The sequence below is a fragment of the Allocoleopsis sp. genome (assembly GCF_036703385.1).
Classification (GTDB): domain Bacteria; phylum Cyanobacteriota; class Cyanobacteriia; order Cyanobacteriales; family Coleofasciculaceae; genus Allocoleopsis.
Window position 1 is genome coordinate 1 of sequence record NZ_DATNPA010000457.1, and the last position, 14786, is coordinate 14786.

Below are 14786 nucleotides of genomic sequence, written 5' to 3' on the forward strand. Positions count from 1 at the left end.
CGCTATCAGATTGAAGGGGGTAACGACCAAATTCCCCGCCGACTGGCGGAGATATTGGCTGGTTCGATAGAAACTGGGACAGCTTTAGAATCTATAAGCCAACTATCGGATGGTCGCTACCAAGCGAGTTTGCGCTCTGGAGGTCGTTCTTCTGAACGCAAGTACGAGCGGATTTTGTTGGCATTGCCGTTTAGCGTACTGCGTACCATCGAGCTGAGGGTCGATTTACCGCCAGCGAAAACGTTAGCTATCAATACGTTTGGCTATGGTAGTAACTCCAAATTAATCACTGCTTATCAGAGCCGACTGTGGCGCGATCGCTATAACTCCAACGGCTCAGTCTCTACGGACTTAAGTTTTCAAAGTACCTGGGAAGCAACTCCCTTCGCTCCTGGTCCGGAAGGTTTAATCACAAACTATACTGGCGGTCGCCAAGGTTTAGCCCTTGGAACTGCAACGCCGGAAGTTCAAGCCCAACGATTTGTACCGCAATTAGAGCAGGTTTTCCCTGGTGTTAGTGCCCAAAGACTCCCAGGTGCCGTCCGTGCCTACTGGGTAGGCGAACAATATTCTCGCGGGGCATATTCCACTTATTTAGTGGGGCAATATACTCAGATGTACGGCGCACAAGGAGAGTGCGTAGGCAATCTCTTTTTTGCTGGCGAACACTGCTCCTTAGAATCTTGGGGTTTTATGGAAGGAGGCTGCGAGACGGGTGAAGTGGCTGCTTCAGAAATTCTGGAAGATTTAGGGGTGCAATCTGACACGACGCAACAACGTACTCAACTGCCGAACACGCGCCGGAGGCGTTTTCGCCCGTTTGCTCGACCTCGACAGCGCCGCTCTTAAAAATGCCAAGAATCGGCGGCATTGGACTTTGGACAAATGAAGACGTAAAACAGTCTAAAGTCACTTACATACCCAGTCAGGATAATTTTTGATTCCTGGTGCATTCCCCTATCTGCCCAAAGAGTTTTACCAACGCAAAAAGGAGCAGAAGTCGGCTGAGCACAGTTAGCCAATGCTCTTTCTAATCTTCAACTCCCTCAAGATTCTTTATCTGTCTTAGTTGCCGATAGTGACTACAGTACCCCGGCATTCCTTAACGACAATCTTGAACAAGATAATATTGTTATTGTCACTCGAGTTCGCAGTAATCGTGTTTTTTATCTTCAGTCCAACCCTTGTGAAATCAAGACTTGCAGACGAGGGCATCCTCGTTGGTACGGCAACAAATTTGACTTGAAGGATGAAACGACTTGGACTTCTCCTAATGAGCTTGTACAGACTCAGTTGACTACGCGCTCCGGTCGAGAATTAACGGTCACTCTTCGTTGCTGGCGACAGATTTTGATGCGGGGAACTTCCTCTCATTCCATGTATCGACATCCTTTTACTTTACTGCAAATTCGAGTGACTGATGTAGATGGTCAACAAGTTTGGACTCCCATGTGGCTCATAGCTATTGGTAGTCGTCGTCTTTGTCCAAAGTCCAATAATGTTACTTAAAGGAAAGATTAATTGGTAAAAACGCTTCGAGAGCAGGTGTCAGGCTTGGAATCTGCTGTGTTATCTCTGGCTAGTCCACCAAATACAACAGAGGATAGTCCAGGCGATTTAAGTTCAGGTGAATGACAATCGCAACTTTGATTCAGATTCATCAAGTTCAGTAGATGGAAGCGATCGCGTAGATACTTGCTGATAAAACATTACCCGCCGTATTGACAATTGACAAGACATTCAAGGGACTAATGAGTCGCTAAATTGACAACTCCTTTGATAGGAATGAATGCAAGGGATTCCAAGCTACTTCAACGGGGATTACCACGTACACCTTAAAGTATCTTCATACATGAAAGTTCTACCTTAAGGCATAGCTTTTCCCTCTTCTAACAGTTTTAGAACACCACCGTCTCAGGATTGCAACTTAAGTTGAAATAAATCTGAACTTAAGTACAGTTGAATTTGAGTACTTCAGATCGCTCATCGGCGATCTTTTTGTCACTTAAAATATGGACTCAGAATTGATGACAGCTTGAAGCTGACTCCATATATTAGGTTATATGGAAGGAAGAGCAGCAAATAAGTCTGCTCCACATAATCAGATTTTTGTCAATGCGTAAGTCCTATCTATATAAATAATGCTAAGGAGCCATTATGACCAAGTTAGCGGTTCACAATGCAACAAATCAGGCGGTCAAGGTTTACCTGACATTCGGTGCATCAGGACCAGTCTGCCCAAATCCGGTCGGCGTGGGTGATTTTCCGATTCTGTCACATGTTCCGAATTCTCCGCGACAAGGGACGTTCACCTTGGAGGCTGGTGCAACACACAAGTTCGACCCAAATGGGAAATGTTTTACTGGCAACGTCGGATTTTTCATCTTGCCGCAATGTCCGGTCGCAGGAGCCGACTTCCATCATGGCAAGGAAGGTACAAATATTGGCGAGTTTACTCTGAACGTCAGTCAAGGCGACGAAGCCTTCGATATCAGCTGCGTAAACGGAGTCAACTGCTGGATGAAGATGAGCGTAACCGGGTCTGGTTGGTCTGACGGGGTGAACAATACCTCCATCGACTCGATTGAGAATAAGGCACTGCGGAAAAATCAGGGAAATCCAGGCGTCTACCCGGTCAACTGCACTGACTGTATACAACTGGTTGGTAATCCGCCATGTCCCAGTCTGCCAGTAGGACCACCGCAGACCAAGCGTATCTGCAATATCCAACGCCCCGTGCGACCCAACTCGGATGATACTCTCACCATTACGCTCAAAGAAGGCAACCCACCTTCGTAAAATAACCTGAATACAACAAAGTTTCCAAGCATTGAACCACCCACTTGTAGGTGCGTTTTATCAAGTGGGTTCAATTAAGCACTTAGTAGCCGCATATATTCCCGGTTTAAGTCTATGCAGGCGGGTTTACGAATATCGTGGATCTTGCTTTTGACAAATCCGGCGGTTTGTATGTCCTGGAATATGATGCGGATGGAATCTCGAATGGAAGTGACGCAGGTGAGCTGATCTATGTGTCTCCCGATGGTAAAACTCGCACCACGCTCGCAGATGATGAACTAACGAATCCGACGGGTTTAGAAATCGGTGCTGACGGCGATATTTACATCTCTAATAAAGGCTTTGTTGCAGGACTTGGAGAGGTACTGCGGTTGAGTTTAGAGCAACAGACGAGCTTCGATCCCGACCCGATTTATCACCAGGTGAAGCACTACACAACCACAATTGCCGCTGATGGCGCTCCAGCCGATGTGTATTATCCAGTGCTGCCAAATTCAACGCCGGATCAACTGCCGATCGCGCTGATGCTGCAAGGTGCTCTGGTCGATAAAGCAGACTATTCTAACTATGCCGAAACAGTTGCCAGCTATGGATTTATCGCATCTTCTCCACGATCAAGGCGCATTTAATTATGTCTACGGCACTGGCGACAATCTCGATCCAAATGTGAGTGTGATTAGTCAAACTCCAGTGTATTGATTCATTCATAGCCAAAGTACAGGAAGCTGAGGAATGTGGAAATCATTATGATATAGACATTCCCCTCTGAAGTTTATGGATCTGATTGTGTTGGTGTTGACGAGTGAACGAGAACGGACTGAGGCAGAATATTGATCGTTGCTGCGATCAAGTGAATTTGAACTGACGCAAGTGATTTTGATTCCCTCTGTGATCAGCATCATTGAAGCGGTGAAGCTCTAAGTTGAATGGCACTAAGTTAAGACATTTTGAGCCTAGAAATAAATTTCTGGCTTAAAGCTTAAACCCGTTCAAACGGGTTAAAATTTTTGTCTTAATTACTGAATCTTGCCTAGACTAGATTGCAATCAAAGGTCGGGGTTATGCCAGATACGACAGATGAAGGGAAAATTCACTTTCTCTCACCACAGTTACTGAAGAAATTAGATTACCAAACCCCTATAAGTAAGTTTTTCGCTTCGGCGACCTATATGAGTCGCCGAACTGAGCCGGAAAGTCTTGATTTTAGCTTCGGTGATCCCTATGAAATGCCACCTCCAGGGTTTGTAGAAGCCCTGCAACGTTGGAGTGTACCGCAAAACTCCAGTTGGTATGGCTACAAGGGAAATATTCCCGAAACACAGGTTGCTGTATCCGCAGCTCTTCAGGATAAACGAGGACTTTCTATATTACCTGAAGATATTTTTATGACTAATGGTACTTTAGTCGGGTTGGCAATTTGTCTGCAAATACTAGCTGGGGAGGGAGATGAGGTAATAATTCTGACTCCACCCTGGTTTGGTTATAGGAATATGGTGCATTTTACTGGTGCGGTTCCGGTGGGTGTGCCTGTAGATCCGAACACCTTCGATATGAATTTGGAGGGGATCGCTGAAGCAATTACCAAACGAACTCGGGCAATAATTGTCAATTCACCCCATAACCCTACAGGTAAGATTTTTTCAGCTAGTACCCTAGAGCGTTTGGCAAATATACTCACTGAGGCTTCTAAACTTTACGACAAGCCGATTTACATGATTTCTGATGAGACTTTCAGCCGCATTGTTTTTGATAACCAATCTTGTCCTAGCCCTACCCAATTTTACCCATTTTCTTTCCTTGTATATGGTTACAGCAAAACCTTAAAGGCTCCCGGTCAACGTATCGGATATATCGCTCTACCCACCACTATGCCCAACCGGGAAGAAATAAGGCGAGTAATCGCCTTGTTACAAGGAACTCCTTTTGGTTGGTGTTTTCCTAGCGTACTAATGCAGTATGCCCTAACGGACTTGGAAAAAATTAACATAAATATCGAGCATTTACAAAAAAAGCGAGATTGGATGGCTTCGTCGCTGCGACGCATGGATTATCAACTGCATATCCCCGATGGAACATTCTTTTTGTTGGTGCGATCTCCTTGGGAAGATGACTGTGCTTTTGCGGAACTCCTGGCAAGTCACGATGTGTTTGTTTTACCAGGGACACCCCTGGAAATACCAGCTTACTTCCGGATTTCTCTTACTGTTAGCGAAGAAATGATTTCTCGTGCCTTACCCAAATTTCAAGCAGCGATAAAATACGCTGTTGCTAATGTTACTTAAAGGAAAGATTAATTGGTAAAAACGCTTCGAGAGCAGGTGTCAGGCTTGGAATCTGCTGTGTTATCTCTGGCTAGTCCACCAAATACAACAGAGGTTAGTCCAGGCGATCGCCAAGAAACTCCTGCTATCACTGCTGATATCACATGATCTGAACCACCTGAGCGTAAATATTTTCTCTGCCCTGAGTGCCTTGCTCGTGGCTGGACTGAAGAGAATTTTACTCTTTGTCAATAGCATTTGAGATGCGCTTACCCTGGTTATCAAAGTGTTGTTACAAGTTTAGACCAAACTCGTAGCAGTTAAGAAATAATCCAATAACTAAGTCGTGCATTTCTTCAGACTTGGAAAAGCAGATTGTCTTTCTAACTAGTCGTTTGATTCTCGCTCTCAAACTCAAATGCTTTCGTTCAATTCTTTGAGCTTTTCTTTTCCCAACTTCATGTTTTTCTACAGGTTTATATTTTACGCTCTTCCAACAGTTTTAGAACACCACCGTCTGATGATTCCAACTTAAGTTGAAATAAATCTGAACTTAAGTACAGTTGAAGCTAAGTACTTCAGATCGCTCATCGGCGATCTTTTTATCACTTAAAATCTAAACTCGGAATTGATGACAGCTTTAAACAGACTCCATATATTAAGTTATATAGATGTTAGTCAGGATTGACAAAAAGAGATTTCACAGTGCTAAGAGTAGGGGGAATGCTTTTTTCATCGAGGTTTAGAATGAGTGACAATATTTCTGCCCAAGCAACTAGCGATACGCGCAGCGTCAAGCGTTCGACTGAGCGCTCACGCCGAAGTCCTCCGGCTTATCGCAAGTCTCTTAGCTGTACTACCATCTGAGCGAGATCGGCGACAAAGATCGCTGAATGCCAAAATTGTGCTGCTTTGATAACACTACCTTCATGCTTTCATACTATTTCACAAAAACTCCGATATAAAGACAGACTGTGTAAAGACGCTTTGTGAGAATATCTCAATTCAAACAAAAAATACAGAGGCTTGTATAGATGAATACATTTCAAATAAAAACCAGCAAAGAAAATAGCAAGCTCAACATATTGGAAGGAACAGACCCTTACATTTTGCTTGTAGAAAAAATTGAACCCACCCGTACCGATCTTCTAAATCACCCAGTTTACAAACAATTGGGAGATATAACATCTTTGCGGATATTTATGGAATCCCACATATTTGCTATTTGGGATTTTCTGTCACTGATTAAAACTCTTCAACACCGAGTAACTTGCTTAGACGTGCCGTGGCTTCCACCAACAGACATTAATTCAGCAAGGATGGTTAACGAGATTGTTCTAGCTGAAGAAACTGATGAAGTTACCCCAGAGTGTTACACAAGTCATTTTGATCTCTATCTAACTGCTATGGAAGAAATTGGGGCTGATAGCAGTTCAATCCGAAAATTTATTTACTCTCTTCAACAAGGTCTTTCTGCTGAACAAGCTCTGGTCCCTCTTTCCATACCCGAATCTACAAAAACCTTTGTACTTTCTACCTTAACCACTGTAAGCAAGTCAACTCATGAAGTTGCGGCGGCTTTTTTACTAGGTCGAGAGGACATCGTTCCTGCTATGTTTAGGCAAATCCTTGCCAGTTTAGAAAGTTCTCATGTATTCACCTGCAATTCCTTGCAACTTTACCTCGACCGACACACTTTTCTTGATGAGGATCAGCATGTCCCAATGGGACAAAAACTCTTAAAAAATCTTTGTGGTAATGACCCTTTGAAGTGGGAACAAGCTTTACATTCTGCTCACAGCGCTCTCAAAGTACGCTATTCCCTATGGGATGGCATAGCTCAGTCAATTCAGGTAAACAGAGAGAATCATACAGCACATTGCAAGTAAGTGAGGTACAACACTAAGCTCTAAAAGCTAGACATAAACTACTAGTTATGCAGGAAACAAAACCATGAAAATTGAACTCCATAGACCAGAGTTTACTGTCTGCTTGCCATTGGATACCCTAAGCTGGTCAACTAAACATTACCTAGAACAGTCTCACCAGGAGTTCCACGCTTCTACCTGGGTGCAACTACTAGAACTTCCTAGCCCTTTCAGTTTTGATGAAGCACTTCTACTGTGCCAACATTCAGACGAGCAATGGTTAGCCTGGATTCCAGATTATGGTGAAATTGTGCTACATACTAGCCAGTTTTGCCAAATCCGCTCTTAGTTACTAGCTCGTCAAGCGGATGCTTGACCAGTGGACTTTGTAAAAAAAACTCAAGGAGCTAGAACTGAGAATGCCTATTTTCCACACCACAAGTCTGACCCAGATGGAGTTCCCAACTGCCTCAACTTTAGAATTGCCACCCTTGCCCATACAGCGTCCTTTATTGCTGATTGGTCATGGCACTAGAGATGAAGAAGGAAGGCAAGCTTTGTTAAATTTTGCCACTGCCTATGAAGCTTTAGATTCATCGCGTCCAGTTATGCCTTGTTTTCTGGAACTTACTGGTCCGACAATTCAACAAGCGGTAGAGCAGTGCGTGGAAAGAAGCTACATTGAACTCTCAGTGTTGCCAGTGATGCTATTTGCTGGACGGCATAGTAAATTTGAAGTCCCCAATGAACTAGACCGTGCCAAGGCTAGGTATCCGCAGCTGAAGTTTCACTATGGGCATCATTTTGGGATTACTCCTAAGATTATAGAATTGTGGCGTGAGCGTTTAGCACAACTTGATTACCCTGAATACAACCCCCAACAAATTTCTCGATCTGATACCGTTCTCCTCTTTGTCGGTTGTGGTTCTAGTGACCCCGATGCCAACGAAGATGTTTACAAAGTAGCTCATATCCTCTGGGAAGGAAGCGGCTACTCCACGGTTGAAACCTGCTTCATCGCCATTACCCATCCCAAGTTAGAAGAAGGCTTCCGTCGTGCCCGCTTTTACCAGCCTAAACGCATCATTGTCCTGCCATACTTCCTGTTTACTGGTGTTTTAATGAAAAAAATTATTAAGATTACTGCCCAACAACAGGAGCAATACCCAGATATTCCTATGATTTGTCTGCCCGAAATGGGTCTGCATCCTCAACTATTCTCGCTATTACGAGAGCGAGAAATTGAAACTCAGCAAGGACTTGTGCAGATGAATTGTAAAATGTCTCAATTCCGGCTAATAGGGGTGAAATGACTGTCAGGCAAATGGTTACGGCATAGAGCCGAGATAAGTGCAAGTGCGATTCGTTCTGGAGAAACCCAGTATATGGGCATTCGTGAGGAGTTAAGGTCAAATACTATTTGTCAATAAGCAATAATACTTAAAACATCGTTAGAATCGGGCTAAAATTGGGGTTGATAACACTACCCAAGATTCGAGATTAAGCTTACTTACTTAGCCCAGAAGATAAGATATCAAACTCTACCCACTTTTATCATCTATTGAATCTTGAACACGAACTTTGATTCTTCATCACCCTTCCTTGGAAATTCCAGCAAAACTGTAGTTGTGGGCAACCGTAACCTGACAATAAAGGAAGTAGTCAGTGTGGCACGTCATAATGCCTTAGTACGCTTAACCGACAGTCATTAGTCAGGCGATCGCATGAGGCACTGTTTTGATGATCGCTCCACCGAGCATTGATTGATAGTATGCCAACAAAGAGTGGAAGAAGAAAGAGAAACGTCTATGGTTTTGCTTGGTTTTTAAACTAAACTGTTTAGTTTGCACTTCCTGACAGCTTCGCCAGCTCTTCCCCTATGTGTAGATTTTTCATTTTCAGCAGCGGGCGCGGCATAATAATCGCCTTCGAGTTTCCGTATTCGTGCAACAACCGACGCGCTTACCCTAGTTGACAAAATCCGTGGCAAGCGTCAATAATACAGGACACTGCACTGTTTGCAAGGTTCTCCATCATCTGGAGACTAATTGCCGGTTCAGAAAACGGAAAATTCCAAAATATTTTTCCTTGAAAATTTGTGATAGCAGCATAAAAAACCCCCCCGTATGCAGCAATCGATGGCACAAAGCTGATTTCTTCTAGTTCGAGTGAACCGTAAACTCTAGGGATGTTTACTCGCCCCACGTTGCTGACACTTACCGTTCCTAATGCTTGATCGTATCGCCTGAGAAGAGACTCGACACTATGACGGTACGTTAATACTCTGCTGAACATATCGCCTTGCTCTAGACCAGCGTCAAGTTGTTGTTTTATATCCCGTGCTAATTCCCAGAATGATGTATTTATTTGTAGGGTGTGAAATGACATTAGAGACGAAATCAGCACTATCATGTTCTCATTGCTAATAACTGGTTTTAGACGTTGACGTAAATCAACAAGCGTTCGGCAGCTCACGCGTACATCATCAGTCTGACCTGTCCTGATTTTTCTCACCCCTGCAAACAGCATCGCCGCGCACAAAGCGCCTTGCAGTGTTGTCTTTTCCTGCCTGCAAATATTTACGAGTTGCTGGGTTAACTCAGCATCTAGCTGTCTGTGTATCAGACCACAACGGCGTAACTCCATCGGTACACATTTCTCAAAACCCAAGGTTTCAATCCCTAATGGTTGTGGTTGGTGACATAGGGACTCTTTGCTCAATTCTTTTGTCGATTCAGGCATTAACTCTTCTACAGGTGGAAGTGTGGGCAAGCTAATGACTTGAGTTATTGGGTCATCGTCAGCAAAACTCTTGCAATACGTTAATATTTCTGAGTACAGTTGGAGGCATGACAATCCATCTGATATAGTGTGAAGCACTGTTAAGATTAGATAATTTACACGCGATTCATTCATTAGATGAACGAGTACAGCTCTGAGCAAACCTTTGCTACTGTCAATTTTTTCATTCAGTTCTGATAAAACGACATCAGTCCACTGTTCATCGTGTAACTTGTTTACAACACGCAAAGGAATCAAAGGCATCTGTTGAGTTTGAAAGCACAGATTATCCAAGGAACCAACAATACGAGAATTCAGACGAGGGTGACGATACTGTACAAGGTCTAAAGCCCGTCTGACCATTTCTGCATTTAGGGGGCCTTTGATGCGGCCAACCGTTACAACTAAGAAACCTCCACCATGACGATTCAAGCTTTCCATAGCTTTCTCCATGTTGCCGAGTTCTCTGTTATTCATCGCCAATACCTCTAATTCCACACTTACTTAAGTATACTTTTGGACAAATTCTAAGGATTTGCTGGTGGATGCTTTCCCTTTAGAGATGATCCACGCATTTGCATCGATAAGAGTTTTGCACAAATGGAGATGGTGTTGATCGTGGCAATTATTAACTCAGGCTCAGATAAAACTTTTTCTTTTAGCGCTTATTCATCAAACTTATCCAAAAAGTAGATAATAAATTTTTTGTCATTAGTTTTTTCAGTATATTGAAAGCCAACAGCTATATTTTACATGATGGTTTTAGACAATTTTCTAATTATGAAAAGTACCATTTCAATCTATCAAGCTTTGCGTCAAGGTTCAAGACCCAATGCTTTAAATCAGGCATTTGTTGATTTTGTCATATCATACTCGAATTGGTAGTTCCAACAGTTTTAGAACACCACCGTCTCATTATTCCAACTTAAGTTGGAATAAATCTGAACTTAAGTACAGTTAAATTTGATTACTTCAGATCGCTCATCGGCGATGTTTTTGTCACTTAACATATAAACTTGGAATTGATGACAGCTTGAATCTGATTTTATATATTAAGTTATATACATAGTAAGCTTTTCGTCTTTTTCTAACCGTCGAACTCACGTTAAATTAGTGAGTTTGAGGGCAAGTTCGGATCGAGCAACTTCCGCGCACTGTCAGCGCCTATAACGGGTAGCGTACCTGGATCGAGCAAGCCGAGTTGAACCAATACACTCGCCCGATCCCAGTAGACAATGTGAGGTAGGGCACGACAGTAAAGTGCTACAGCAATATTTCTTGCCGACTGCGTTTTGAAACTGTTTCCTCAACCTCAGGGGATGCAGCGAGACGAGCATGTTTAGTCGCATCTCGCAATGCTCGAATCTTCGCTTGCTCTCGTTGAGCGAGTGGAATCGCGAGTGCTGCCAATTCTTGCAAGTCCTCTAATGTAATTTGCCCTGCTCTGTCTTGATTGAAGGCTTTGATTGCCGCTTCTTGTGCTAGTGCTGCCAATTCTGCTCCACTGAAGTCTTTTGTGGCTTGGGCGATCGCCCCCAAATCCTCCTCATTCAACTGTGTGTAGTATTTTGCCAGGTGAATATTCAGAATTTGAGCACGCTCCGATTTTTGGGGCAAATCCACGAAAAATACTTCATCAAATCGTCCTTTGCGGGTAAACTCTGGGGGAATGCCGTCAATGTAGTTGGCAGTGGCAATGACAAACACAGGAGCCGTTTTCTCTGCCATCCAAGTTAGTAATTTGCCCAACAATCGCTGACCTACAGCAGAATCCCCGCTTGAATTTCCCGTTCCTGCCAATGCCTTCTCTAACTCATCAATAAAGAGAACACACGGAGCAACAGCTTCTGCGGTTTGCAGAATAGAGTCAAGGTTTGATTCACTTTCACCAACCAAGCTGGAATAGACTGAACCCATATCAACGCTTAACATTGGTACATTCCACAAATGTCCAATCGTTTTTGCAATTAGACTCTTTCCAGTCCCAGGAATACCAAACAACAAGATTCCTTTCGGCGGTTGTAGGTTTGCTTGACTTGCCTCGTCACTAAATAGTTGGGTACGCTCTTTAAACCACTGCTTCACCTGGTCTAACCCGCCCACTTCTACATCAGGTGGGGCACTAAATTCGACCTGGTACTTCCTGAGCTTGCGTATTTTGAAGTCATTTAACACATCGGCTGTTGTCGTATCAATGCGTTCATCTTTGACCGCAGCAAGTCTGAGAGCATCTCGAATTTCACCCTCTGTTAGCCCTTGAACTGCACGAATGAGGCGTGCTTTTTCTGCCGTATCCAATTCAACAAGCAGGGTCTTATTCTTGTCATGAAATAGCTGCTGGAGGTCAGCAAGATACGATTGAATGAGTTCTGCAATTGCATGAGCATTGGGCAGTGGCATGTCAATTTCGTAAATTAAGCCGGTGAAATCCTCTGGCAATTTCATGTTTTGCCCCAGAAGAATTAGCCGTTTTTTGGTCTGCTTCAACGTGAAGGCAAGATTTTTGATCCGACGAGTGATGGCTAGCAGATCTCTCCGTTCACCGCTCAGCAGAGGGTTGCAATACAGAAAAGAATGGAGATCCAACAGGATGAATAATCCTCGATCGTCATATTGCTCGATATAATCCAACATTGCCAGCACTGGATCGGTGCCTGGACGAAAGTCTGTCGGTTCTGTTTCGATACCAATCGCTGCGTCAATTTTGACACGTTGCAATCCTCGCCCTAAGTCCCAAATAAACGCAGGCAGGTCAAGTGGTTGAGCCACTTCACGCAAGATTGTTTCAACAGTTGAGAGTTCTTCAGGTGCGGGGCTATCGATCGCCACAACAGGAAGGTTTGCTTTGAATAGAAACAAAAGAGACTGAAGGTTCATAACGTTGCAGACCTCGCTAAATGGCTATGAAAGTGAATTACCTCAGAGGAACTTGGCTTCTAAGGTGATCAAATTAATAATGCCGTCACTGATAGGTTTGAATGAGTTACAGCTTTCATTGAGCAATCAAAGGGCAATTTGGTTCTATAGGGCTTAAGTTCAGGTGAATGACAATCGCAACTTTGATTCAGATTCATCAAGTTCAGTAGATGGAAGCGATCGCGTAGATGCTTGCTGATAAAACATTACCCGCCGTATTGACAAGACATTCAAGGGACTAATGAGTCGCTAAATTGACAACTCCTTTGATAGGAATGAATGCAATTGATTCCAAGCCACTTCAACGGGGATTACCACGTACAGCTTAAAGTATCTTCATACATGAAAATTCTACCTTAAGGCATAGCTTTTCCCTCTTCCAACAGTTTTAGAACACCACCGTCTCAGGATTGCAACTTAAGTTGAAATAAATCTGAACTTAAGTACAGTTGAAGCTGAGTACTTCAGACCACTCATCGGCGATCTTTTTGTCACTTAAAATATAAACTCAGAATTGATGACAGCTTCAAGCTGACTCCATATATTAGGTTATTAGGTTATATAGATGTTAGTCAGGATTGACAAAAGGAGATTACCATGGCTGTACTTAAGTACAGTTGAAGCTGAGTACTTCAGATCGCTCATCGGCAATCTTTTTGTCACTTAAAATATGGACTCAGAATTGATGACAGCTTCAAGCTGACTCCATATATTAGGTTATATAGATGTTAGTCAGGATTGACAAAAGAAAATTTCACAGTGCTAAGAGTAGGGTGAATGCTTTTTTCGTCGAGGTTTAGAATGAGTGACGATATTTCTGCCCAAGCAACTGGCGATACGTGCAGCGTCAAGCCTCCGGCTTATCGCAATCAATTAGCTGTACCACCATCCCAGCGAGATCGTCGCCAAGGATCGCTGAATGCCAAAGTTGTGCTGGTTGAGTATGGGGATTATCAATGTCCTCAATGTGGAGAACTTTATACCTTAATTCAGACGGTGCAAGAACGGCTGAACACATCCGAGCAAAACGATCTCTGCTTTGTGTACAGGCATTTTCCTCAGCTTCAAATTCATCCTCAAGCTCAAAAGGCAGCAGCGGCAGCAGAAGCAGCGGCAGCACAGGGACAATTCTGGCAGATGCATGACATTTTGTTCGCCCATCAGCAAGAGCTGGGGGATGGCTATCTGGCGGAGTATGCTGACAATTTAGGGCTTGATGTCACTCAGTTTGTTCGAGATCTGTATAAACAAGTGCATGTTGCTCGCATCAATGAAGATATCGAAAGTGGATTACAAAGTGGAGTAACGGCTGCCCCAGCCCTGTTTATCAATGGAATTCAGTATTCCGGACGCTGGAACATCGAGCAATTGAAGACAGCTATTGTCGCTGCAAGTAATTAAATTTTTCGAGCTTTGACTCCAATTAATGTCTTGCTGAGGATAGTTATTATGACATCCAATTTATTACCAACCGAAGATAATTTTCAGCACTCAGGTTGCCATCACTAATGATGGGTTAGTCGTCGAGGTTCACAAGTCGGAGAAATATCATGACAACACTGCTGAATCAACCAACTGAAAAGCTGAAGACTCATGTGAAGGGTCATGTGGTGCTTCCTGATGATCCGAACTATGACGAAGTTCGCCAAATCTGGAATGCAATGATCGATCGCAGACCAGCTGTGATCGTGCAGTGTGCCCAAGCCGATGACGTTGCCTATGCGATCGCATTTGCGCGAGAAAACAAACTCGAACTATCAGTCAGAGGCGGTGGGCATAACATCGCGGGAACCGCTGTGTGCGATCGCGGCGTGATGATCGATCTTTCAATGATGAAGAATGTCCGCATTGATGCTCGTAACAGGTGTGCGTATGTTGAAGCAGGTGCCACATTGGGTGATTTTGATTCTTCGGCACAACTGCATGGGTTAGCGACTCCATTGGGAACTGTTTCAGAGACAGGTGTTGCAGGTCTCACGCTAGGGGGCGGTTTCGGTTGGTTAACTCGGAAGTACGGTCTAACGATCGACAATCTTGTTGCTGCGAAAGTGATCGCAGCAGACGGGAATCAGATCCGAGTCAGTGAAACCGAAAATGCTGACCTTTTCTGGGCGATTCGAGGAGGAGGGGGTAACTTTGGTGTCGTCACTGAGTTTGAATT

Annotated in this window: 11 protein-coding genes and 3 pseudogenes; 11 read left to right on the forward strand and 3 right to left on the reverse strand. The window is 43.7% G+C overall.

Going from position 1 to position 14786, the window contains the following annotated elements:
• From V6C93_RS22405 to V6C93_RS22430, 6 genes and pseudogenes are all read left to right on the forward strand, one after another.
• Positions 1-849 (forward strand): NAD(P)/FAD-dependent oxidoreductase (locus tag V6C93_RS22405; RefSeq protein ID WP_333478893.1); only part of this gene is annotated, 849 nt, incomplete at its 5' end.
• A 210-nt stretch (positions 850-1059) separates the two neighbouring features.
• Positions 1060-1509: pseudogene (locus V6C93_RS22410) on the forward strand (transposase); the annotation flags it as partial.
• A gap of 648 nt (positions 1510-2157) precedes the next feature.
• Positions 2158-2799 carry a hypothetical protein gene (locus V6C93_RS22415; RefSeq protein WP_333478894.1) on the forward strand — a complete coding sequence of 214 codons (642 nt, stop codon included), beginning with the start codon at positions 2158-2160 and terminating at the stop codon, positions 2797-2799.
• A 122-nt stretch (positions 2800-2921) separates the two neighbouring features.
• A pseudogene (locus V6C93_RS22420) lies at positions 2922-3428 on the forward strand (hypothetical protein); the annotation flags it as partial.
• A 432-nt stretch (positions 3429-3860) separates the two neighbouring features.
• Positions 3861-5081, forward strand: coding sequence for an aminotransferase class I/II-fold pyridoxal phosphate-dependent enzyme (locus V6C93_RS22425; protein WP_333478895.1), 1221 nt, complete (start codon positions 3861-3863; stop codon positions 5079-5081).
• 12 nt (positions 5082-5093) lie between these two features.
• On the forward strand, positions 5094-5228 hold the full coding sequence (locus tag V6C93_RS22430) for a hypothetical protein (protein WP_333478896.1): 135 nt from the start codon (positions 5094-5096) through the stop codon (positions 5226-5228).
• A 124-nt stretch (positions 5229-5352) separates the two neighbouring features.
• On the opposite strand, the pseudogene V6C93_RS22435 reads toward V6C93_RS22430, so the two are convergent.
• A pseudogene (locus V6C93_RS22435) lies at positions 5353-5541 on the reverse strand (IS1 family transposase); the annotation flags it as partial.
• Positions 5542-6094: 553 nt separating this feature from the next.
• On the opposite strand from V6C93_RS22435, the gene V6C93_RS22440 reads away from it, so the two are divergent.
• From V6C93_RS22440 to V6C93_RS22450, 3 genes are all read left to right on the forward strand, one after another.
• Positions 6095-6949 carry a DUF3050 domain-containing protein gene (locus V6C93_RS22440; protein WP_333478897.1) on the forward strand — a complete coding sequence of 285 codons (855 nt, stop codon included), beginning with the start codon at positions 6095-6097 and terminating at the stop codon, positions 6947-6949.
• A gap of 64 nt (positions 6950-7013) precedes the next feature.
• Positions 7014-7277, forward strand: a complete 264-nt coding sequence (locus tag V6C93_RS22445; protein ID WP_333478898.1) for a hypothetical protein — start codon at positions 7014-7016, stop codon at positions 7275-7277.
• A gap of 70 nt (positions 7278-7347) precedes the next feature.
• On the forward strand, positions 7348-8241 hold the full coding sequence (locus tag V6C93_RS22450; protein WP_333478899.1) for a sirohydrochlorin chelatase: 894 nt from the start codon (positions 7348-7350) through the stop codon (positions 8239-8241).
• A 649-nt stretch (positions 8242-8890) separates the two neighbouring features.
• Here the strand turns inward: V6C93_RS22450 and V6C93_RS22455 are convergent.
• Complete coding sequence (locus V6C93_RS22455; protein WP_333478900.1) at positions 8891-10207, reverse strand: phthiocerol/phthiodiolone dimycocerosyl transferase family protein; 1317 nt, start codon at positions 10205-10207, stop codon at positions 8891-8893.
• 765 nt (positions 10208-10972) lie between these two features.
• Positions 10973-12586, reverse strand: a complete 1614-nt coding sequence (locus V6C93_RS22460) for an AAA family ATPase (RefSeq protein WP_333478901.1) — start codon at positions 12584-12586, stop codon at positions 10973-10975.
• Between the two features lie 840 nt (positions 12587-13426).
• On the opposite strand from V6C93_RS22460, the gene V6C93_RS22465 reads away from it, so the two are divergent.
• Together V6C93_RS22465 and V6C93_RS22470 are read left to right on the forward strand one after the other, a co-directional pair.
• Positions 13427-14026: a DsbA family protein gene (locus tag V6C93_RS22465; RefSeq protein ID WP_333478902.1), complete on the forward strand. Its 600-nt coding sequence runs from the start codon at positions 13427-13429 to the stop codon at positions 14024-14026.
• A gap of 149 nt (positions 14027-14175) precedes the next feature.
• Positions 14176-14786: FAD-binding oxidoreductase (locus V6C93_RS22470; RefSeq protein WP_333478903.1), on the forward strand; the 611-nt coding region annotated here is incomplete at its 3' end.